Source organism: Bradyrhizobium sp. SZCCT0153 (genome assembly GCF_018129995.1).
GTDB classification, from domain to species: Bacteria; Pseudomonadota; Alphaproteobacteria; order Rhizobiales; family Xanthobacteraceae; genus Bradyrhizobium; species Bradyrhizobium japonicum_G.
The window spans coordinates 393,236-414,106 of the sequence record NZ_JAFCKS010000003.1; the positions used below are offsets into that span (position 1 = coordinate 393,236).

Annotated in this window: 18 protein-coding genes; 5 read left to right on the plus strand and 13 right to left on the minus strand. The window is 64.5% G+C overall.

What is annotated here, in order from left to right; translation table 11 throughout:
* Nucleotides 1-26: 26 nt before the first annotated feature.
* From JQ572_RS15580 to murJ, 10 genes are all read right to left on the minus strand, one after another.
* Nucleotides 27-1,022 carry a PhoH family protein gene (locus JQ572_RS15580; RefSeq protein ID WP_014438680.1) on the minus strand — a complete coding sequence of 332 codons (996 nt, stop codon included), beginning with the start codon at nt 1,020-1,022 and terminating at the stop codon, nt 27-29.
* A 64-nt stretch (nt 1,023-1,086) separates the two neighbouring features.
* Nucleotides 1,087-2,475, minus strand: a complete 1,389-nt coding sequence (miaB, locus tag JQ572_RS15585; protein ID WP_211383909.1) for a tRNA (N6-isopentenyl adenosine(37)-C2)-methylthiotransferase MiaB — start codon at nt 2,473-2,475, stop codon at nt 1,087-1,089.
* A 176-nt stretch (nt 2,476-2,651) separates the two neighbouring features.
* The gene (locus JQ572_RS15590) at nt 2,652-3,332 is read right to left on the minus strand and encodes an HAD family hydrolase (protein ID WP_211383910.1); all 681 of its coding nucleotides are present in this window, start codon (nt 3,330-3,332) and stop codon (nt 2,652-2,654) included.
* A gap of 52 nt (nt 3,333-3,384) precedes the next feature.
* Nucleotides 3,385-3,840: a Fur family transcriptional regulator gene (locus JQ572_RS15595; RefSeq protein ID WP_211383911.1), complete on the minus strand. Its 456-nt coding sequence runs from the start codon at nt 3,838-3,840 to the stop codon at nt 3,385-3,387.
* Between the two features lie 38 nt (nt 3,841-3,878).
* Complete coding sequence (gene rimI / locus JQ572_RS15600) at nt 3,879-4,364, minus strand: ribosomal protein S18-alanine N-acetyltransferase (protein ID WP_211383912.1); 486 nt, start codon at nt 4,362-4,364, stop codon at nt 3,879-3,881.
* The gene (gene tsaB, locus JQ572_RS15605) at nt 4,361-5,056 is read right to left on the minus strand and encodes a tRNA (adenosine(37)-N6)-threonylcarbamoyltransferase complex dimerization subunit type 1 TsaB (RefSeq protein ID WP_211383913.1); all 696 of its coding nucleotides are present in this window, start codon (nt 5,054-5,056) and stop codon (nt 4,361-4,363) included. Before tsaB ends, rimI begins: the two co-directional genes overlap by 4 nt.
* A 170-nt stretch (nt 5,057-5,226) precedes the next feature.
* Nucleotides 5,227-5,796, minus strand: a complete 570-nt coding sequence (locus JQ572_RS15610; RefSeq protein ID WP_211383914.1) for a NifU family protein — start codon at nt 5,794-5,796, stop codon at nt 5,227-5,229.
* Nucleotides 5,797-5,953: 157 nt separating this feature from the next.
* Nucleotides 5,954-6,448, minus strand: a complete 495-nt coding sequence (locus JQ572_RS15615; RefSeq protein ID WP_211383915.1) for a universal stress protein — start codon at nt 6,446-6,448, stop codon at nt 5,954-5,956.
* Between the two features lie 108 nt (nt 6,449-6,556).
* Nucleotides 6,557-7,609 (minus strand): tryptophan--tRNA ligase, encoded by a 1,053-nt coding sequence (gene trpS, locus JQ572_RS15620; protein ID WP_211383916.1) that lies wholly within the window; start codon nt 7,607-7,609, stop codon nt 6,557-6,559.
* A 73-nt stretch (nt 7,610-7,682) separates the two neighbouring features.
* Complete coding sequence (gene murJ / locus JQ572_RS15625) at nt 7,683-9,233, minus strand: murein biosynthesis integral membrane protein MurJ (protein ID WP_211383917.1); 1,551 nt, start codon at nt 9,231-9,233, stop codon at nt 7,683-7,685.
* A gap of 125 nt (nt 9,234-9,358) precedes the next feature.
* On the opposite strand from murJ, the gene JQ572_RS15630 reads away from it, so the two are divergent.
* Nucleotides 9,359-10,360 (plus strand): adenosine kinase, encoded by a 1,002-nt coding sequence (locus JQ572_RS15630; RefSeq protein WP_211383918.1) that lies wholly within the window; start codon nt 9,359-9,361, stop codon nt 10,358-10,360.
* Nucleotides 10,361-10,481: 121 nt separating this feature from the next.
* Here the strand turns inward: JQ572_RS15630 and JQ572_RS15635 are convergent, their stop codons facing one another.
* Together JQ572_RS15635 and JQ572_RS15640 are read right to left on the minus strand one after the other, a co-directional pair.
* Nucleotides 10,482-12,188: an AMP-binding protein gene (locus JQ572_RS15635; RefSeq protein ID WP_211383919.1), complete on the minus strand. Its 1,707-nt coding sequence runs from the start codon at nt 12,186-12,188 to the stop codon at nt 10,482-10,484.
* Nucleotides 12,189-12,295: 107 nt separating this feature from the next.
* The gene (locus JQ572_RS15640; RefSeq protein ID WP_211383920.1) at nt 12,296-13,489 is read right to left on the minus strand and encodes a serine hydrolase domain-containing protein; all 1,194 of its coding nucleotides are present in this window, start codon (nt 13,487-13,489) and stop codon (nt 12,296-12,298) included.
* A gap of 348 nt (nt 13,490-13,837) precedes the next feature.
* On the opposite strand from JQ572_RS15640, the gene JQ572_RS15645 reads away from it, so the two are divergent.
* The 4 genes from JQ572_RS15645 (at nt 13,838) to JQ572_RS15660 (ending at nt 18,625) form a co-directional block, all read left to right on the plus strand.
* Nucleotides 13,838-14,158 carry a hypothetical protein gene (locus JQ572_RS15645; RefSeq protein ID WP_211383921.1) on the plus strand — a complete coding sequence of 107 codons (321 nt, stop codon included), beginning with the start codon at nt 13,838-13,840 and terminating at the stop codon, nt 14,156-14,158.
* Nucleotides 14,159-14,270: 112 nt separating this feature from the next.
* Nucleotides 14,271-15,764, plus strand: a complete 1,494-nt coding sequence (locus tag JQ572_RS15650; protein ID WP_211383922.1) for an NAD-dependent succinate-semialdehyde dehydrogenase — start codon at nt 14,271-14,273, stop codon at nt 15,762-15,764.
* A 225-nt stretch (nt 15,765-15,989) separates the two neighbouring features.
* Nucleotides 15,990-17,492, plus strand: a complete 1,503-nt coding sequence (locus JQ572_RS15655; protein WP_211383923.1) for a sensor histidine kinase — start codon at nt 15,990-15,992, stop codon at nt 17,490-17,492.
* Nucleotides 17,489-18,625 carry a sugar ABC transporter substrate-binding protein gene (locus JQ572_RS15660; RefSeq protein WP_211383924.1) on the plus strand — a complete coding sequence of 379 codons (1,137 nt, stop codon included), beginning with the start codon at nt 17,489-17,491 and terminating at the stop codon, nt 18,623-18,625. The genes JQ572_RS15655 and JQ572_RS15660 overlap by 4 nt, the downstream gene beginning before the upstream one ends.
* Before the next feature lie 5 nt (nt 18,626-18,630).
* Here JQ572_RS15660 and JQ572_RS15665 read toward each other — a convergent pair whose 3' ends face one another.
* Nucleotides 18,631-20,847: an SLC26A/SulP transporter family protein gene (locus tag JQ572_RS15665; protein ID WP_211384214.1), complete on the minus strand. Its 2,217-nt coding sequence runs from the start codon at nt 20,845-20,847 to the stop codon at nt 18,631-18,633.
* Between the last annotated feature and the right edge of the window lie 24 nt (nt 20,848-20,871).

Consider the following 20,871-nt stretch of genomic DNA (forward strand, 5'->3'; position numbering starts at 1 on the left):
GCGCCCAAATTGTCCGGTTGTTGTCGTCAGGATTTACCGGCGGCCGGCCGCTGCGGCTGCCCTTCATAGGCGGAGACGATCCGCGCCACGAGCTCGTGGCGAATCACGTCCTCGGCCTTGAAATGAACTTGCGCAATGCCTTCGACGCCGCTCAGCAGCCGGGTCGCCTCGGCGAGACCCGAGGTCTGGCCGTTCGGCAGGTCGATCTGCGAGGGATCGCCGGTCACGATCATGCGGCTGTTCTCGCCGAGACGGGTCAGGAACATCTTCATCTGCATCGACGTGGTGTTCTGCGCCTCGTCCAGGATGATGGCGGCGTTGGTCAGCGTGCGGCCGCGCATGAAAGCGAGCGGCGCGATCTCGATCTCGCCGGTCTGCAGCGCACGCTCGACGATGCGCGCATCCATGAGGTCGTAGAGCGCGTCGTAGATCGGGCGCAGATAGGGATCGACCTTCTCGCGGAGGTCGCCGGGCAAGAAGCCGAGCCGCTCGCCGGCTTCCACCGCCGGACGCGACAGGATGATCTTGTCGACCTCCTTGCGCTCGAACAGTTGCGCGGCATGCGCGACCGCGAGCCAGGTCTTGCCGGTGCCGGCGGGGCCGATGCCGAACACCAGCTCGTGGCGCTTCAGCGCCCGGATATAGGAATCCTGCGCGGCCGTGCGCGCGCGGACCGGGCGCTTGCGCAGATTGATGCTGTCGAAGGTCGATTTGGCCGACTTGGCGTCGAACTCGAACAGTGAGCCTTGCGCGATCACCGCACGGATCGCGCCTTCGACCTCGCCCTGGTCGAGGTCCTGCCCCTTCACCGCTTGCGCGTAGAGCGTCTCCAGCACGCGGCGAGCGGCGTCGCAGCCGTCGCGCGAGCCGCCGATGGTGATGTGGTTGCCCTTGGAGTCGACGACGACGCCGAGCCGCCGCTCGATCTGCGCGAGATGCTGGCCGTAAGGGCCTACCAGCGCGGAAGCGGCGCGGTTGTCGTCGAAGTCGATGACGACCTGGGTCTCGGGCGGAACCTGCATGTCGCGGTCAAATTTGCGGCTGGAAGCGATAGAAGACGAATCCGATGCGCTTTTTGGCAAGGGTTCAAGCTCCAGTGGCAATGGGCGATAAAGCGGGCTCGCGTGCCGTGGCGAGCTCACCGAGGAAACTGTAGCGTTCGAGACTGTCGATCCGGACCGGCAGGATTTGTCCGATGATGTCGGGCGAGGCCATCACATGCGCCGGCTGGAGAAATGCAGTGCGGCCCACGATCTGGCCGTCCTTGCGGGCCGGACGCTCGAACAGCACATCGACCGTTGAGCCAATCGCAGCCTTGTTGAAGGCCGATTGCTGGCTGTCGATCAATTCCTGGAGCCGCACCAATCGCTGGTCCATCTCGGCGGGGGACACCGTCTCCTGCATATCCGCGGCCGGCGTTCCCGGCCGGGCGGAGTATTTGAACGAATAAGCCGCAGCGTAGCCGATTTGCGTGACAAGCGCGAGTGTGGCGAGAAAATCTTGCTTGCTCTCGCCGGGGAAGCCGACGATAAAATCTGATGAAAAAGCAATGTCTTGGCGGGCGGACCGGAATCGGTCGACGACACGCCGGTAATCATCGGCGGTATGTTTCCGGTTCATGGCGGCCAGAATCCGGTCCGAGCCCGACTGCACCGGCAGGTGCACGAACGGCATCAAGGCGTCGAGATCGCGATGGGCTGCAATCAAGCTGTCATCGACGTCGCGGGGGTGGCTGGTCGAATAGCGCAGCCGCGCGACGCCGGGAATCCGCGCCAGATGTTCCAGCAGCCTGCCGAGCGGCCAGCTTTTCCCGTCCGGTCCCTCGCCGTGATAGGCGTTGACGTTCTGCCCGATCAGCGTGAGCTCGCGCACGCCGTTCTCGGTGAGCCGCCTCACGTCGTCGACGATCTTCGCCACGGGCCGCGAGACTTCCGAGCCTCGCGTGTAAGGCACGACGCAAAAAGTACAGAACTTGTCGCAGCCTTCCTGCACCGTGACGAAGGCGGAAATGCCGCGCGCGCGGATCGCGTCGGGCTTGGGCTGGGCGAGGAAGCCGAACTTGTCGGCGGCCGGAAATTCGGTCTCAATCGCGCGGCCCTCGTCGGCGGCGCGCTTCAAAAGCTCCGGCAGATGATGATAGCTCTGCGGTCCCACCACGACGTCGACCACGGGCGCGCGGCGCACGATCTCCCCGCCCTCGGCCTGCGCCACGCAGCCCGCGACCGCGATCTGCATCGCGCGGCCCTCGCGTGCGGCCTCGTCCTTGGCAAGGCGCAGCCTGCCGAGCTCGGAATAGACCTTTTCGGAGGCCTTCTCGCGGATATGGCAAGTGTTGAGGATGACGAGGTCGGCGTCCTCGGCGCTGGCCGTCTCCACGAATCCTTCCGGAGCCAGCGTGTCCACCATGCGCTGGGCATCGTAGACGTTCATCTGGCAGCCATATGATTTGATGTGCAGCTTGCGCGGCGGCGTCATGGAACCCGGAATGGAGGTGGGGGACAGCCCTCAGATATAGACTGGAGCGGCGAAAATCCAGCAATGAAGCCCCTTCTGGCCGTCATTCCGGGGCGGCGCCAACGCGAACCCGGAATCCAGAGGTTTTGAGGCGAGATTGCCGGGGCGGTGCTGCGAAATGGGCCAAATAGCCGAAATCAGCCCGCCAGGGCGTCCGCCTCGACCCGCCGGACCAACTCCGGCAATTGATGCATGTCGGCGAAAGTCAGGTCGGCACCGGCCCGGCGCAGGGTCTCGGCATGGCCATCCCCGCAATGTGCGCCGCCGCAGAAGCCGAACACGATCATGCCGGCCGCGCGAGCGCCGGCAATGCCGGCAAGACTGTCCTCGATCACGACGCAGCGCTCGGGCGCCACACCCATCTCCTTGGCCGCGAACAGAAACAGGTCCGGCGACGGCTTGCCGTTCTTGACCTGCGAGGCCGAAAATATGTTTGGCGCGAGACGCTCATAGAGTCCAGTGCTCCCCAAGCTCACCTGCATGCGCTGATGCGAACCGCTCGAGGCGACACAGACGTGCTGGGTCACGACATCGAGCACGTCGTGAATGCCGCGGATCGCTTCGAGCTCGGCTTCGAATGCGCGGAACAGCTCGTCCTGCAGATCACCGTGATAGGCTTCGGGCAGCTTGCAGCCGAGTTCGGCCTCGATCTCGAGATTGGCCTGCCGCGTCGAGCGGCCGAGGAAACGTTCGAACACCTGCTCCGATGTGATCGGATAGCCGTGCCTGGTCAGCACGTCCGCATGCGCGCGACAGGAGATCACCTCGCTGTCCACGAGCACGCCGTCGCAATCGAAGATGATGAGATCTATCGGCACTAAGGCATGATCCGGAAAAGTGTGAAGCGGTTTTCCGACAAGATCATGCCACTTAGGACGTCGGCGTGTCGTCGTCGAGCGGGACGCAATAGAGCTCGAGCCGGTGATCGACCAGCTTGTAGCCGAGCTTGCGGGCGATCTCCGCCTGCAGCTTCTCGATCTCTTCGGAGGTGAACTCGATCACCGTGCCGTCGCGCAGGTTGATGAGGTGGTCGTGGTGGCTGTCGCGCATCGTCTCGTAGCGCGCGCGGCCCTCGCGGAAATCATGGCGCTCGATGATGCCGGCATCCTCGAACAGCTTGACGGTGCGATACACCGTCGAGATCGAGATCTTGTCGTCGACGGCGACACAGCGCCGGTACAGTTCCTCGACATCGGGATGATCGATCGCTTCCGCGAGCACGCGGGCGATGACGCGGCGCTGCTCGGTCATGCGCATGCCGGTCGCGGCACAGCGCGCCTCGATGCCGGACGCCTTGGATGCGGAGGAAGGTTTCAGTGCGGTCATGATCTGTCTGCCTGACGGGGCGCTTTCTGCCATCAATGTTACGACAAGTCACGCCGCATCAGAAGGGCGTTCAATTGTTCCCCGTTCGGCTGGTTATAGTAGCGTTCTCGGCGCCCGACCACCACGAATCCGGCGCGGTCGTAGAGGCGCCGTGCCGGCTGGTTGTTTTCCTCGACCTCGAGAAATATTGTGCGCACGCCGTGCCCCGCGAGATGGCCGAGATGGGTCATCAGCAGCGTGCGGGAGAGGCCGCGGCCGCGATGGGCATGGTCGACCGCGATCGAGAGGATTTCCGCTTCGTCCGCGCCGATCCGCGACACCGCGAAGCCGACCGTCTTGCGGCCGAGGCGCAACCGGTGCACCAGCGTATTGCGCTCGGTGAGCATGCTCTCGAATTCGCTTTCGCCCCACCCGCGCGCGAAAGAGGCGCCGTGAAGCTGCGCGAGCCGCGCGGCGTCGCGCGCGGATGCGGGGTCGACGGCGGCCGTGCCGCCGCGCCACCATTCCGACAACCATCTCATCATGAGGTCGCGGCTCGTGCTGCGAGCGGCGGCTGCGCGACCGGCTTTGCATCGGGCGCGCGCAGATAGAACGGCCGCGCCGGATTGGCCTCGGGATCGGCCGCGGCGCCAAGCCATGCGACCCAGCCGATGTCGGGCGCGGGCTGCGCATCGACCGCGGCCGGCTGAGGTGCATCCTTTGGCCAGCGCTCGGCGAGGATATTTGCGGCATTGCCGACCAGGTGAGGCGCGCCGAATTGCGAGGCCGCGATCGCCTCGTCGATGGGGACAACGCCCGGCCGTACCAGTTGGCTGCCGTCGCCGGCCACGATCTGGAAGTAGACGTGGTCGTGCCGCGCATCGATCGCCGAAATCACCGGTGCCGTTCCGCTCTGCCCGACGACGGTGGCAGCATAGGCGGATAACGTCGTCAACCCGACGGCGGGCCGCTTTGCCGCAAGCGCAAGGCCGCGGGCCGCCGAAATGCCGACGCGGAGGCCCGTGAAACTTCCCGGGCCGACGGTGACGGCAATGCGGTCGAGCGAGGTGAAGGCCAGATTTGCCGATTGCATGACGCGCGCGATCATCGGCATCAGCGCCTCGGCATGGCCGCGCTTCATGAGAAGCTGCTCCTGCGCAAGCAGCTGCCCGGCGTCGGTGTCGAGCACGGCGGCCGCACACGCCTCCAGCGCGGTGTCGATGGCAAGGATCAGCATGGAACGATCGTAGCATCATCCGTCAGGGAATGCTCGTCGTCATGGCGGGGCTCGTCCCGGCCATCCACGTCTTTGCAGCCCCAGAACGTGGATGCCCGGCGCGTCTAGCGCGAAGACGGGCTTCGCGCTCGCGGCCGGGCATGACGGTGTGGGGGCATCCGGCCCCTGGGTTACATCGGCCGGACTTCGACCACGTCGGGCACGAAGTGCTTGAGCAGGTTCTGGATGCCGTGCTGGAGCGTCGCGGTCGATGACGGGCAGCCGGCGCATGAACCCTTCATGTTGAGATAGACGATGCCGTCCTTGAAGCCGCGGAAGGTGATGTCGCCGCCGTCATTGGCGACTGCCGGCCGCACCCGGGTCTCGATCAGGTCCTTGATCATGTCGACCGTTTCTGCGTCGGCCTCGTCGAAGAACTCGTCCTCGTCGTCAAGATCGGCATCGCTTTGCGCCGCACCGTCGGCGAGCAACGGCGCGCCCGACATGTAGTGCTCCATGATGGCGCCCAGGATCGCGGGCTTGAGCTGCTGCCATTCACCGTTCGCCTTGGTCACGGTGATGAAGTCCGATCCGTAGAACACGCCGGTGACACCGGGTACCTCGAACAGCTTTTCGGCGAGCGGCGAGCGAGAGGCCGATTCGCGGCTCGCAAATTCCATCGGACCGCCATCGACGACGACGCGGCCGGGAATGAATTTCAGCGTGGCGGGATTGGGGGTGGCTTCGGTTTGAATGAACATGGTTTTCTCCGGACGTCGCCGGTTCAAGGCCGGCGCGTGAGCTATCCAGTAGCAGATGGCGACGGCGAACGCACGGTCAAGGGGGCGGAGGGCATTCGTCCATGATTTTCAGAGGGTTAGGGCGGTGCTTACGCTGCGCGGGAGGGCAGGACGCGGCCTACGACAGCGAATCCACGCTTCCGTCGCTGAGGGCGCCGGAAATGATCGTCACCGGCACCGGGAACGTCCCCAGCGCGTTCGTCAGCAGCGAGACCAGCGGCCCCGGACCTTCCGCGCCGGGATTGGCGGCGAGCACGAGCATGGCGATGTCGGGGTCCGCGTCGATCACCGCGAGCAGTTGTTCCATCGCGGCACCCTCGCGGATCACCCGTTCCGGCGTGATCGCGGCGATGCCATTGGCGCGGCCAGCGGCGCGGTCGAGCGCGGCTTCCGCCGCTTCCTGCGCCTCGGCGCGCATGATGTCGGCGACACCCAGCCATTCCTGGGTCTGCTGTTCGGGCTCGATGATGCGCAGCATCACAACGCCGCCGCCGGCGCGGATCGCCCAGCGGCTGGCATAATAGACCGCACGGTCCCATTCGGCGGTGTCGTCGACGATGACGAGGCATTTGGGCTTGTGACCCGGCTCGAAGCAAAGTCGCTGGCTGGTCATGCATGTCCCGGCGTGTGCGCAACCGACATGCTGCCACACTCCCCCGCGCTTGGGGAGAGGAGAAGCGGCCGGCGCCGCGGCGCAGGCCGTGTTTCGTAGATGCTGCGATCAGCGCCGGCGGATGAAGCCGACGATATCCTTCGAGAGGTTCATGGTCTCTTCGGCGATGGTGCGGGCACGGTCGGCGCCATCGTTCAGCATCGCGTCGATATGGCCGGGATCGGCGACGAGGCGCTTCATCTCGCCGGCGATCGGCGAGAGTTTCGTGACGCACAAATCCACCAGCGCGTTCTTGAAGCTGGAGAACTGGCCACCGCCGAAATCGCGGAGCACGTCGGCCTTGGAACGGTCGGAGAGCGCGGCGAAGATGCCGACGAGATTGTCGGCCTCGGGGCGCGCTTCCAGGCCCTTCTCCTCGGTCGGCAGCGGCTCCGGATCGGTCTTCGCCTTGCGCACCTTCTGCGCGATGGTGTCGGCGTCGTCGGTCAGATTGATGCGCGAATTGTCGGACGCGTCCGACTTCGACATCTTCTTGGTGCCGTCGCGCAGGCTCATCACGCGGGTCGCCGGTCCCGTGATCAGCGGCTCCGGCAGCGGGAAGAACAGTCCGTCATTGGCGCCGTGGCTGCGGATCGAATCGCCGAAATCATTGTTGAACTTCTGAGCGATGTCGCGCGAGAGCTCGAGATGCTGCTTCTGGTCCTCGCCGACCGGAACGTGGGTGGCGCGGTAGAGCAGGATGTCGGCGGCCATCAGCACGGGATAGTCGAACAGCCCGACGGACGCATTCTCGCGGTCCTTGCCGGCCTTCTCCTTGAACTGGGTCATGCGGCCGAGCCAGCCCATGCGCGCAACGCAGTTGAAGATCCAGGCGAGCTCGGCATGGCCCGAGACCTGGCTCTGGTTGAATACGATGTGCTTGCTCGGATCGATGCCGCTCGCGATGAACGCCGCTGTCACCTCGCGGGTGTTACGCGCAAGTTCGACCGGCCCGCCCCACACGTCCACGCCCTGCGTGATCGCGTGCATGTCGACGACGCAGTAGATGCAGTTGTGGGTTTCCTGCATTTTCACGAAGTTGACGATCGCACCGAGGTAATTGCCGAGGTGCAGATTGCCCGTCGGCTGGACGCCCGAAAAAACCCGTTCAACGAATGCCATGGCAGCTTTCCTGCGAGATACGGGGCGTCGTTTCCAACAGCGGCGCTGCCCCGTCAAGGGTATTTCTGTGAGCTCAGGCGCCCGGATCGGGTCGGACGGGGCGCTTCAGGGCACCGGCCGCCTCGCGCCACGACGCGACGCCGAGGATTTGCAGGAGCACGCCATAGACGGAGATTCCGGCGGCGATCTGCAAGCCCAGCGCAATGAAGCGGATCAGCCCGTGGGCCTCCGAAGGCACGAGGCCCGCGCTCAGCCACAGCAGGGCGCCCATGGCGAAAGCGGCGAGCACGATCCGCGGCAGCCGCTTTCGCGCGGCAGCGTCGACCGAGAAGCCGAATTCGCCGGTGCCTTTTCGGAGCAGGGAGAATGCGCTGCTCCAGGCCCCGGCCGCGATGCTGGCCGCGATTCCGCTTGCGCCAAAGTAGTGGCCGAGCAGCACGGCGAGGACGACCGCGACCGCAAAACCCTTGGCCGTTGCGAGCAGCGGCGTCATCGTGTCGCTGCGGGCGTAGAAGGCCGGCGAGAGCGCCTTGATCAGCACATGCGCCGGCAGGCCCAGCGCCAGCCACATCAGCGCGCGTGCGGTCGCGGTGCTGTCGTTGGCACCGAAGGCGCCATGTTCGAACAGCAGCCGTACGATCGGCTCGGCCAGCACGATCAGGCCGAGCGTCGCGGGCAGCGCCAGCCCGGTCGCGAGTTCGAGCGCGCGCGATTCCGCTTGCCCGACGGCATCACGGTCGCCGCTAGCCACCGCGCGCGTCAGCTCCGGCACCAGCACCGTGCCCATGGCGACGCCGACGATGCCGAGCGGCAGCTCGATCAGGCGGTTGGCGAAATACAGCCACGACACGGCGGAGGGCGTGGCCGAGGCGATGATTGCACCTGCGATCATCAGCCATTGCGGCCCCGAGCTTGCGATCATGCCTGGGATCGCCTTGGCGAAGAAGCCGCGCATCTGCTCGTCGAAGCTCACGCGCAGCGGCGCGGCGAGGCGGGCGCTTCGCTGCGACAGCAGCATCAACAATTGCAGCAGGCCGGCGACGCCGACGGCGGCCGCCAGCATCCACGCGGCGAAGGTCGCATCGGTGTGCCACAGCATGAGTGTCGCGATCGCGGCGATCAGCGCGACGTTGAACAGCAGCGGCGAGAACGCAGTGAGTGCAAAGCGCCCCTGTGCGTTGAGCAGCCCCATCAGCACCGTGACGGGTCCCGCGAAGGCGAGGTAAGGCAGCATCAGCCGCGCGTTCTGAACGGCGAGGTCGAGCGTGCCGCTGCCGAGGAATCCCGGCGCGATGATGGTGATGATCAATGGCATCGACAGTGCAACGGCGATCGAGATCCCGATCAGGGCCGCGCTGACGGTGGCAAGCATGCGTCCCGCAAACGCGGCCGCAGCCACTTCGCCGTCGCGGTCTCTGACCCGCAGCCAGGCCGGGATCAGCGCGGCATTCAGCGCTCCCTCGCTGAGCAGGCGCCGTACCACATTCACGAGCTGAAACGCCGCCAGAAACGCATCCGCCACGGCGCCGGTGCCGAGCAGCGCCGCGATCAGGGAATCGCGTGCGAAGCCCAGCAGCCGCGAGGCCAGCGTCCCCGTCGAGACGGTCAGGAAGGAGCGGATCATCGGAACTGCATAATACCGTTGCTTGCCCGCACAGGTCCGGTCGTGATAGGCCGCGAGCTACATTTTCAGGCAGACAGGAAGCTGATTTTCCGCCGGTCTGCAATCGGGCAACGGGATCAAAGTGAATGGCTGACGTGAAATATGACGTTCTCGGCATCGGCAACGCGCTGTTCGACGTGCTGGTCAGGACCGATGAAGCCTTTCTGGCCAAGCACGGCATGACCAAGGGCAGCATGTCCCTGATCGACGAGGCGCGGGCCGTCGCCATCTACCAGGACATGGGCCCGGCGACGGAAGTTTCGGGCGGCTCGGCCGCCAACACCATCGTCGGCATCGGCAGCCTCGGCGCACGCGCCGCCTATGTCGGCAAGGTCAAGGACGACCAGATCGGCAAGCTCTACGTCCACGATATCCGCGCCGCCGGCGTCGCCTTCAACACGCCCGCCGCGAAGGACGGCCCCGCCACCGGCTGCTCCTACATCCTGGTGACGGGCGACGGCGAGCGCACCATGAATACCTATCTCGGCGCGGCACAGGATTTGTCGCCCGCCGATATCGACCCGGCCGAGGTCGCCGCGGCCGGCATCGTCTATCTCGAGGGTTATCTGTGGGACCCCAAGAACGCCAAGGACGCCTTCGTCAAGGCCGCCAAGATCGCCCATGACGCCAAGCGCAAGGTGGCGCTGACGCTGTCGGATTCGTTCTGCGTCGATCGCTATCGTGACGAGTTTCTATCGTTGATGCGCAACGGCACCGTCGACATCGTGTTCTCAAACGAATCCGAGCTGCACTCGCTCTACATGACCTCGGATTTCGACACCGCGCTCAAGCAGCTGCGCAACGACGTCAATCTCGGCGTCGTCACTCGCAGCGAGAAGGGCTGCATGGTGGTGTCAGTGGAAGACGCCGTTGCCGCGCCCGCCTCGCCGATCAAGCAGCTGGTCGACACCACCGGCGCCGGCGACCTCTTCGCCGCCGGCTTCCTGTATGGTCTGGCGCGCAACCTGCCGTACAAGCAGTGCGGCGAGCTCGGCGCGCTCGCGGCCGCCGAAGTGATCCAGCACATCGGCGCGCGCCCGCAGGTGTCGCTGAAGGAATTGGCCCAGCAGCGCGGGCTGACGGCGTAACGCTCGTCTCTCTCTCTCTCCCGTCATCGCGAGGAGCGCAACGACGAAGCAATTCAGACTGCCGCCGCGGTAAGATTCTGGATTGCTTCGCTGCGCTGGCAATGACTACGGGGTTGGCAAGCTACGCCGTCTTCGCCGCCTTCAGCCCCAGCCGCTGCTCGACCGCCTCGCGCATTACGAATTTCTGGATCTTTCCGGTCACGGTCATCGGAAATTCGTCGACGAACTCGACGTAGCGCGGGATCTTGTTGTGGGCGATCTGGCCGTCGCAGAAAGCGCGGACCTCTTCGGCCGTCAGCGTCTCGCCGGACCGAACGCGGATCCAGGCGCAGAGCTCCTCGCCATAGCGAGTGTCAGCCACGCCGAAAATCTGCACGTCCTGAATCTTGGGGTGGCGGTACAGAAATTCCTCGATCTCGCGTGGATAGAGGTTCTCGCCGCCGCGGATCACCAGATCCTTGATGCGGCCGACGATGTTGCAATAGCCCTCGTCGTCGATGGTGGCGAGATCGCCGGTGTGCATCCAGCCGTTCGCATCAAGCACGTCTCCCGTCTTTTCCTTCTCCTCCCAATAGCCCAGCATGACGCTGTAGCCGCGGGTGCAGAGCTCGCCGCGTTCGCCGCGCCTGACGATCCTGCCTTCGAGATCGACGACCTTCACCTCGACATGCGGATGAATCCGCCCGACGGTCGAGACGCGCCGCTCGAGCGGGTCGTCTGTCGCGCTCTGGAAGCTGACCGGGCTGGTCTCGGTCATGCCGTAGGCGATGGTGACCTCGCGCATGTTCATCTCGGTGTTGACGCGCTTCATCACCTCGATCGGGCAGGGCGCGCCCGCCATGATGCCGGTGCGCAGTGATTTCAGGTTGAATTTCGAGAACTCAGGATGATCGAGCTCCGCGATGAACATGGTCGGCACGCCGTACAGCGCGGTGCATCTCTCCTGCTCGACTGCGCGGAGAGTCGCGAGCGGATCAAAACCCTCGCCGGGATAGACCATGGTCGTGCCCAGCGTGACGGATGCGAGGTTGCCCATCACCATGCCGAAGCAATGATAGAGCGGTACCGGAATGCAGATGCGATCCTGTTCGGTCAGCCGCATCGCCCGGCCGGTGAAATAGCCGTTGTTGAGGATGTTGTGATGCGTCAGCGTCACGCCCTTCGGCGATCCCGTGGTGCCGCTGGTGAACTGGATGTTGACGGGATCGTCGAACTGAAGCGTCGCGCCGAGCGCGGCAAGCTGCTCGCGATGCTTGGCGCCGCCCATGCGCGCGACGTCTTCGAAGGGGATCGTGCCCGATGCCCGGGGGCCGCCGATCTGGATCACCATCCGCAGGGACGGCAGGCGCGCCGCCTGCAACTGTCCGGGTCTTGCGCTCGCCAGCTCCGGCAACAGCGTGTTGAGCATCTCCATGTATTGGCTGGTCTTGAATGCCGTCGCGGTCACGATCGCCGCGCAGCCGACTTTCTTCAGCGCGAACTCCAGCTCGCTGAGCCGATAGGCCGGATTGATCGTGACCAGGATCAGGCCGGCCTTGGCGGCGGCGAACTGGGTCAGTGTCCATTCCGGCCGGTTCAGCGACCAGATGCCGATCCGCTCGCCGCGCTCCAGGCCGAGCGCGAGAAAACCGGCTGCAAGCGCATCGACGCGTTCGGCGAATTCCGTCCAGGTCCATCGCACCCCCTGGCTGGGCGAGACCAGCGCCTCGCGCGCGCCCCAGCGCCGCACGGCGTGGTCGAGACTGCGACCGATGGTGTCGCCGAGCAGCGGCGTGTCCGAGATGCCGCAAACGTAACTGTCGGCTTTGCCTGCAGGATCGCCCGTCAAGTTCGTCTCCTCAGATTGTCGCCTCGTGCCCGAAGCCGACGGCGTTCGGGCACGAGGCTATCCGTTGCAGGGAAGGCGCGCGACGCCGCGCGCCTCATACTAAGGAGTTAGGCCGCCTTTTGCCCGCTGCCGGCATCGAGGCCGGCATAGACCCCGCGCTCGAAGCCCGCGAACGCTTCCAGGCACTTCGCGTCGGCGAACGGCAACAGCTGCATCAGGATCACGCCTGTGACGTCGCGCGCCGGATCGATCCAGTAATAGGTGTTGGCGAGGCCCGCCCAGGCGAGGCTGCCGGCGCTGCGGCCTTCCGCCGTCTTGGCGGTGTTGATCATGAAGCTGAGGCCCCACTTCTTCACCTGCTCCGGATAGAGGTCGACGTCGTTGGTGTACATCGGCGCCGCCGTGGTCAGCTTGCCCATGGCGAGATCGCCGATGTGGTTCTGCCCCATGGTCGCGACGGTCTCGGCCTTCAGTACCTGATTGCCGTTGCCGCGGCCCTTGTTCAAGATCATCTGGGTGAACTTGATGTAGTCGGCCGCGGTCGAATAGAGGCCGCCGCCACCCATGTGGAATTCCGGCTCCTGCTCGAGCTCGAACGGGATCGACGCGAGCTGGCCGTCCTCGCCGCGTGCATGCATGCCGACCAGGCGCTTGCGCATGTTGTCGGTGATCTTGAAAGCGGTGTCGCCCATGCCGAGCGGCGCGAACAGATTGTCGCGCAGATAGGCATCGAGGCGCTTGCCGCTGACGGCTTCCACGGCCTTGCCGACGAAATCGATATTGGTGCCGTATTCCCAGCGCGTGCCGGGATCGGTCATGATCGGCGTCTTCAGCGCCGCGTTCTGGCAGGTGGTGATGGCGGGGATGCCGGCCTTGTCCAGATAGACCGCAAGGTCGCCGTTCCACATGTTGTAGCAGAAGCCGGCGGTGTGGGTCATCAACTGGCGCAGCGTGATCGGCCCTTTGGCCGGCCGCAGCTTCGCCTCGCCGCGGGCGTCGAATCCTTCGAGCACTTGCGGCTTGGCGAGATCGGGCAGCAGCTCGCCGATCGGCGCATCCAGCGACAGCTTGCCTTGCTCGACCAGCTGCATCGCGCCCGCCGTCGTCACCGCCTTCGTCATCGAGGCGATCCAGAACACGCTATCCGCCGTCATCGCATCGGGCTTCGACAAATCGCGTTTGCCGAACGCACCCTGGTACAGCACGTCGCTACCGCTGGCGGCGATCGCGACGACGCCGGGAATCTCCTTGGCCTCGCTCTTCTGGCGCAGAATCTCGTCGATCTGTGCTTGGCTTTGCATACGCGTTTCCTCCGGTTTGTTTATTGTTGGAAGCGATCGATTGTCCTCCCGCGTGCTTCGCGCGGCAAGCGCATCCACGTACCTTCGCCGGTCGCGATGTCGTGACTTGACGCTTCGTCACTCACGCAGGACGAGAAAGGGCTGAACTGCAACACTCCGTCACAATCTGCGGTGGATGGCCGCAACGAGCCGTGACCTCGGATGGGCCCGGGCGATATGTTTCGAAAGTTTTCGAGCACTTGAAACATTTTGTGCGTTGCGGCGTTCAGCACCCGGCCCAATCGACGGCCGAGATTCAGATTTGATGCAAATTTGGCGGCCTTCGACCGGCCGCGAGGGGGACCTCAGATGATTTCGACCTGGAGCGAATGGAAGCGCTATCCCCGTCCCGGACGGGGCGACAATCTGGAGGCGCCGATCGCGCCCGGCATCTACGAGGTCCGGATCGCCGGCACCGGCGCACTCTATTCCTTCGGCGCGGTCGACAATCTGGCGCAGGCGCTGGCGCTGCTGCCGGTCGGCTCGAAATCCTGGTTCGGCCGCCGCCATACCTCCGACGCTCCCGATCTCGAATACCGGACGTGCGCGACCTCCTCGAAGGCTGATGCCAAGGCCGCCGCCGAGCGCATGATCGGCCGGCGCGAGACCTATATGAGCGGCGCTGCCTGAGGCTGCGGCTCCCAATTTCGTCATAGGCAGATGTGCGTTGCCGGACGGTGCATTGCGCGCCGTCTGTCCCTATATTCCGGCACGATCCGATCGTGCCCTGAGGAGTAACGCCATGACCCCGACTGCCGCCGCACGCGCCCAGCACGCCACGTCCACCCTGCGGGACAGGTTGAAGGACCCTTCGCTGCTCAAGGAGGCCTGCTACATCGACGGCGCCTGGGTCGGCTCGCCGGTCTTCGCCGTCAACAATCCCGCGACCGGCGTCGAGCTCGCCAAGGTCCCGCAGCTCGGTGCGGACGAGACGACCAAGGCGGTCGAGGCCGCCCAGCGCGCCTTCCCGGCCTGGGCCAAGCACACCGCCAAGCAGCGTTCCAACATCCTGCGCAAATGGTTCGAGCTGATCATCGCCAACCGCGAGGACCTCGCGCTGATCCTCACCTCCGAGCAGGGCAAGCCGCTCGCCGAAGCGCTTGGCGAGGTCGACATCGGCGCGGCCTATATCGAGTTCTTCGCCGAGGAAGCCCGCCGCGTCTATGGCGAGACCATCCCGACGCAGCGGCCCGATGCGCGCCTGCTCGCGATCAAGCAGCCGATCGGCGTCTGCGGTGCCATCACGCCGTGGAATTTCCCGAACTCGATGATTACACGGAAGGTCTCGCCCGCCCTTGCCGCCGGCTGCACCGTGGTGCTGAAGCCTGCCAACGAGACGCCGCTGTCGGCGCTGGCACTCGCTGTGCTTGCCGAGAAGGCCGGCATCCCCAAGGGCGTTCTCAATATTGTCACGGGCGACGCGCCGCCGATCGGCAAGGTTCTGTGCGAGCATCCGGCGGTGCGCTTCGTCGGCTTCACCGGCTCGACGGCCGTCGGCAAGATACTCTACCAGCAGGCCTCCGTCGGCGTGAAGCGGCTCGGCCTCGAGCTCGGCGGCAACGCGCCGTTCGTGGTGTTCGACGACGCCGATATCGACGCCGCGGTGGAAGGTGCGATCGTCTCGAAGTACCGCAACATGGGCCAGACCTGCGTTTGCGCCAACCGCCTCTACGCCCAGGACAAGATCTACGACGAGTTCGTGCAGAAACTGTCGAAGAAGGTCGCGGCGATGAAGATCGGCGACGGCACCGAGAGCGGCGTCACGCAGGGCCCGTTGATCAACCTGAAAGCCGTCGACAAGGTCGAGCGTCACATCGCCGACGCCGTCAAGCGCGGCGCCAAGGTCGTCACCGGCGGCAAGCGCAGCGAGCTCGGACGCTCGTTCTTCGAGCCGACGGTCCTTGCCGACGTCAAGCCGGATTCGCTGGTGGCGCAAGAGGAAACCTTCGGCCCGCTCGCGCCGGTGATCCGCTTCAAGGACGAAGCCGACGTCGTCGCGATGTGCAACGCCTCGCCGTTCGGGCTGGCGTCGTACTTCTATTCCCGCGATCTCGGCCGCGTCTGGCGCGTCGCCGAAGCGCTGGAGTCCGGCATGGTCGGCGTCAACACCGGCCTCATCACCACCGAAGTCGCGCCCTTTGGCGGCGTCAAGGAAAGCGGTCTTGGCCGCGAAGGCTCGCATCACGGCATGGAAGAATATGTCGAGATCAAATACGTGATGATGGCGGGGGTGTGAGGCCTTTGTCGGGGACGTCCCTGACGCTCGTCCACCAACTGAGCAAGTCCGATCGCAGCGCCCTGGCCGTCATCCGGCCGGGGCGCTGGCACATTTGCACCCAGCATTCGAGGTGCAGGCTCCGAGTCCCGGATGGAACCCGGCGGTTGGGCCTTGATGTTATTTCGTCCTTAAGCTCTTGTAATCCTATTGAGTTTCCCGGCATCCGGGCTGGATTGACAAGACATGTATATTGCGAAGCGTTTCATCGTGCCGATCTCGCTGGTTCTGCTTGTGGTCGGCCTGGCCGCGCTGCTCGCAGTTGTCGGCATGACCGTTTGGCTCGGCGATCGCGCGAACGAGCATTTCGATGAAGTGGTCAGATTGCGTGATGTTCGAGTCGCCGCGGTCGAGCTTCGCAGCGCGGTCCAGTCGGCGGAAGCGAGCCAGCGCGGATTGCTGCTGACCGGCAACCAGATCTACCTTTCTCCCTACGGCGCCGCAAAGACGTCGGCAAACCGGCAGCTCGATAGCCTGAAGCGGAATCTCGGCGACGACCCACAATTCAAGACGGTGTTGAAGCGGCTTGATGTCCTCACCGCCGATAAATTCGCCGAAATGGACCAGACCATCGCGCTGAAGAACGACCGAAAGGACGACCAAGCCCTCGCCATCATCAATACCAACCGCGGCAAGGCGCTGATGGATGAGCTGAACCTGTTCGTCTCGGGCATCGTTCGGGCCATGGACAATCGTCTTACGTCGGGCGTCGTGCAGCAGAGGGTGAACGCGACGAATTTGAGGTTCGCGTCGATCGCGGCGTCAGTCCTGATTGTGCTGGTCGTCGGCGCCGTGACTGTAACGCTTCTGCGTTACACCAGCGAGTTGACGCAAGCGCGCGACGAGGTTGCGGCGCTCAACGTGTCCCTGGAGGATCGGGTCAAACACCGGACGGAAGCTCTTGCGAGGGCCAACGAAGAGATGCAGCGCTTCACGCATCTCGTGTCGCACGATATTCGCGCTCCGTTGATCAGCATTGTGGGATTTTCTGAAGAGCTTGCAGAGGGCGCGAAGGATCTCGCGCAATACCTCGAGCAGTCGAGCACCGGGTCGATCGATCCGAATCTGCAGCATGCAAGGAAGATCACCAATGAAGAGATGCCCGAAGCCATCAGCTATATCCGCAAGTCGGCGTCCAAGATGGAGACACTCCTGAACGCCGTGCTCCTGCTGTCGCGGGACGGGCGCCGCGATCCAAGGCCGGAAGCCGTGGACCTCGAGCGGACGTTTGTCTCGAGCGCCTCCGCGATCCAGCACCAGATTTCGGCGGCGGGTGGAAAGATCGATACACAGTTTCAAGTCAGCTCGATCGTGACAGATCGGCTTTCGCTGGAGCAGGTGATCGGCAACCTCTTCGACAATGCGGTCAAGTATCGCGCGAAGGAACGGCCACTTCAGCTCAAGGTCAGCAGTACGACGCTGCCCGGCGATCGGGTCGCTATCGAGGTTGCAGACAATGGCCGAGGCATAGCTCCGCAGGATCTGGGGCGGATTTTCGAGCTGTTCGGCAGGGTCGGCAAGCTGGACCAGACCGGCGAGGGTGTCGGGCTCGCTTATGCGAGAACGGTTTTGAGAAATCTTGGGGGAGATATCACTGCGACCTCCGAACTGGATCAGGGCACGACTTTCCGGATAGTCTTGCCGCGCAAACTGGTTCTTCCTTCCGTGGCCGACAGCGTGCCCGCATGAAATCTGACAGACGAAATTCGTTCGCGGCCCTCATCGCCTGCACCTTTATTGCCTGTCACGCGGGCGCACGGGCGGAGGACGGACCAGCCGGCATCACCATACCTCGCGTTTTTGACCCCTTCGATCGTAATGCCGCTGGTTGCAGTCTCCCTCCGTCACTTACCAAGTCTCTTGCCTTCGCGCAGGACAATGAACGCGAATTCGTCAAAGGCATTGCGAGAGGCCTCGCGATGGCGGCAAACGACCGTGGCCTCAGCTTTTCCACTTCGATTGCAGACAACGACGCGGTCAAGATGGTCGAACAGGTCGATGGCTTCCGAGCCGCGCGAACGGGTGGGCTTGTTGTTGCGCCCGTCGATCCCGCATCGTTGGCGCCGGCCTTGAGAAGAACAATCTGGCAAGGCGCCTATGTCGGCGCCGTTGTGCCGCCGCCGGCCACGTCCCTGTTGAATGCGCCCCAATATCTCACGGGCAAGGCGCTCGGCGATGCTGCGGCGAATTACATTCGGATCAAGCTTGGTGGCAAGGCCAACGTCGTGCTGCTGACTCACGACAGCCTGCAGTTTCTCGCCCCGCGTTTCGCGGCGATGCGCGACGTGTTGAGGGACATTCCCGGCGCCGACGTCGTTGCGGACATTTCCCCTCCGACGGTGAACAAGGAAGGCGGGTACAGGATGATGCAAACGATTCTGCTGGCGCATCCAGACGTGGACGTCGTGCTGGGAGCCGACACCGTCGTCCTTGGTGCTCTGCAGGCAGTCAGGGAGGCAGGCAAGGAAAGGCCGGATCAGTTCTTCGGCGGCATCGATGGAGAGGTCGAAGCCGTCACTGAAATCAAGAAAGGCGGCCCTTACAAGATCAGCATCAGTCTCGCATCCTCGGTGTTCGGTTACGCCATGGGTCAGCATGCAGCCGACTGGCTGGACGGCAAGAGCGTTCCGCAAGCCATGGACATTCTTCCAAGCGCGCTGACGGCGGGGAATATCCGTCAATACGAAGCGGACCTGGCGAATCCCGCGGCCGTATTCAATGATCCCGCACGTCGGGATAACTACCTCAAGATGTACGGAAATATCTGCTACGACACGCGCGATCAGTACGTGAGCTTTCCGTGGTCTTCAGAAAGAAGGTAGCTTGATCACCGCCGCAGCACCGCGATCGTCCGGTTCGCGAACGTCAGCCGCTCGGCCATCACCGACACGAAGTAGGTCAAGAGCTTGTGACTGAGCGCGGGATCTTCGGTCTTGATCGCGTCGAACTGATGCGTGTTGAGCACGTATAGCACGCTGTCGACTTCGGCCTGGATCGTAGCGCTGCGCGGCGTGTTCGACACCAGGCCCATCTCGCCGATCGTGGTGTAGCGGCCGAGGCTGCGCACGCGCGTGGTGCGGTCGTCGTCGGCGGGGATCATGATGCCGACGCGGCCTTCGAGGATGAAGTGCATGGAATCGGCGGGGTCGCCGGCCTCAACGATCACCTCCCCGGCTTCGACCTCGATGCGGTGGCAGCGGCGGATCAACTCGTCGGCGTCGTCCTCGCTGCCGAGGATGCGCGCGAACCAGTCGCGCAGGCTGGCTTCTTCCTGCGCCAGCTCCCGGTGCTGCGAGATGAGCTCGTTCTCGCACCATTCCAGCGCGCGATCGAGCTCGGGGATGATGGTGACGCCCTCGCCGACGAAGTCGCTGGCGCGCAGCACCTTCTCGGCCGCGGCCGACAGATGCACCAGGATCAGCTCGACGCCGAGATCGCCTGCGCTGCGCTTGATCTGCGCAAAACTATAGGCCGCCGACGAATCCACTCCGGTGACGAGCTTGAAATCGAACAGCAGATAGCGGCATTCCGGGCGCTCCCGGAGCAGCCGCTTGACGTGCTGGTAGAGCCGGTTGGCGGAACCGAAGAACAGATAGCTCTGGAGGTTGAGGCCCTGGATCTTGCCGCCATGGGCCAGCAGCACGTCCTGGTCGTCGCGCGAGCGGTCGAGCGAGGAGCGATATTCCGATCCGTCGAAACTGTATTTGATCGACTTCACCCGCGCGGCGCTGAACGCAAACGTCGCGCAGCCGATGATGACGCCGATCAGGATGCCCGGCACGAAACCCCAGACGACGATGATCGCGATGATGGCGACCAGCGATACATATTCGAGCCTTGAGAGCCGCTTGCGCGACTCGATCAGCCATTTATGGAGCTGGTCGGCGCCGAGATAGAGCAGCAGGCCGCCAAGCACGAATTTCGGCATGAAGCCGAGCAGCTCCGGCGCGACGGCGAGCATCAGCAGCGAGATGGCCGCAACCGTGAGGCTGGACAGGCGTCCCCGGCCGCCGCTGCTGAAATTCAGGATCGTGCGGCTGACCGAGATGCAGCCGGCATAGCCGGCGAGCGCGCCAGTCAGGATGTTGGCGACACCTGTGACGTTCAGCTCGCGCTCCAGATTGGTTTCGCGATGCACGGCAACCTCGACTCCCGTCGTGTTGAACAGCGTGCTGGACGCCGTGACGAAGATGACGGCGACGACATTGCCAAGCAGGTCCGGCACGGCGGACCACGGATAATGCGCGAGGTCGTCGCTGTGCCAAGGCAGCATGAAGGCCGCGGGCGGCGGGGGCTGGAAGGTCCAGCCCAGGGCACGCGCCTCCTCCGGCGAGATCCCTGCGATCCAAAACGCCAGATGTGCCGTGAGCATGCCGCCGATCAGAATGACGGGCAATCCGAACGGGCTGCGCGAGCGGTGCCACGTCAGATAAAGCACCAGCGCCATCGCGCAGGCGGCGCCCAGTTCCGCAAGCGTGACGCCATTGGTGAAGCGCAACATCGTGGCGAACTGCATGGGATGATCGGTGATCACCCGGATCGCGCCCATGATGATCAGGAGCCCGGTGGCGCCGAGGAAGCCACCTATCACCGGATAAGGTACGTAGCGGATCGCGCGGCCCATCCGCGTCAGTCCCAGTCCGCACAGCACGATCCCGGTCAGCACGGTTGAGAGGCCTAGCGTGATCAGGACGGGCGAGAGCAGGGGTGCCGATAAATTGGCTGCTTCGATGCGTTCGACCAGCGAGGCGGCCAAAATGCCCGTCACCGCGGCGGTCGAGCTGTCAGGGCCGGCAACCGCGAAGGGCAGGGAGCTTCCCAGCCCGATGACGGCCGCGAGCACCGCGGAACTGATGAAGGTCGCGGCGATGCCGTAGGACAGATAGGGCGAGAGCGGTCCCGCGAAGATCAGCAGCGCGTAGGAAAGTCCGAAGGTGACGGTCAGGACGCTGGCGGCGCTCCCGCCCAATATGTCATTCAGCGCACGCTTGAGGGCCGGATTGAGCCCGGCCGACGGAGTGAAGCCAATTGCAGGATCGGTCACGCCGTGAAACTCGCTCATGAAAAT

Bases quoted from the DNA above. Each gene is read 5' to 3' on its own strand.
- JQ572_RS15595 (WP_211383911.1), bottom strand. From the start codon at position 3,840: ATGACCGCACTGAAACCTTCCTCCGCATCCAAGGCGTCCGGCATCGAG.
- JQ572_RS15610 (WP_211383914.1), bottom strand. From the start codon at position 5,796: ATGTTCATTCAAACCGAAGCCACCCCCAATCCCGCCACGCTGAAATTC.
- JQ572_RS15615 (WP_211383915.1), bottom strand. From the start codon at position 6,448: ATGACCAGCCAGCGACTTTGCTTCGAGCCGGGTCACAAGCCCAAATGC.
- trpS (WP_211383916.1), bottom strand. From the start codon at position 7,609: ATGGCATTCGTTGAACGGGTTTTTTCGGGCGTCCAGCCGACGGGCAAT.
- JQ572_RS15630 (WP_211383918.1), top strand. From the start codon at position 9,359: ATGGCTGACGTGAAATATGACGTTCTCGGCATCGGCAACGCGCTGTTC.
- JQ572_RS15650 (WP_211383922.1), top strand. From the start codon at position 14,271: ATGACCCCGACTGCCGCCGCACGCGCCCAGCACGCCACGTCCACCCTG.
- murJ (WP_211383917.1), bottom strand. From the start codon at position 9,233: ATGATCCGCTCCTTCCTGACCGTCTCGACGGGGACGCTGGCCTCGCGG.
- rimI (WP_211383912.1), bottom strand. From the start codon at position 4,364: ATGATGAGATGGTTGTCGGAATGGTGGCGCGGCGGCACGGCCGCCGTC.
- JQ572_RS15580 (WP_014438680.1), bottom strand. From the start codon at position 1,022: ATGCAGGTTCCGCCCGAGACCCAGGTCGTCATCGACTTCGACGACAAC.
- JQ572_RS15655 (WP_211383923.1), top strand. From the start codon at position 15,990: ATGTATATTGCGAAGCGTTTCATCGTGCCGATCTCGCTGGTTCTGCTT.
- tsaB (WP_211383913.1), bottom strand. From the start codon at position 5,056: ATGCTGATCCTTGCCATCGACACCGCGCTGGAGGCGTGTGCGGCCGCC.
- JQ572_RS15660 (WP_211383924.1), top strand. From the start codon at position 17,489: ATGAAATCTGACAGACGAAATTCGTTCGCGGCCCTCATCGCCTGCACC.
- JQ572_RS15645 (WP_211383921.1), top strand. From the start codon at position 13,838: ATGATTTCGACCTGGAGCGAATGGAAGCGCTATCCCCGTCCCGGACGG.
- miaB (WP_211383909.1), bottom strand. From the start codon at position 2,475: ATGACGCCGCCGCGCAAGCTGCACATCAAATCATATGGCTGCCAGATG.
- JQ572_RS15640 (WP_211383920.1), bottom strand. From the start codon at position 13,489: ATGCAAAGCCAAGCACAGATCGACGAGATTCTGCGCCAGAAGAGCGAG.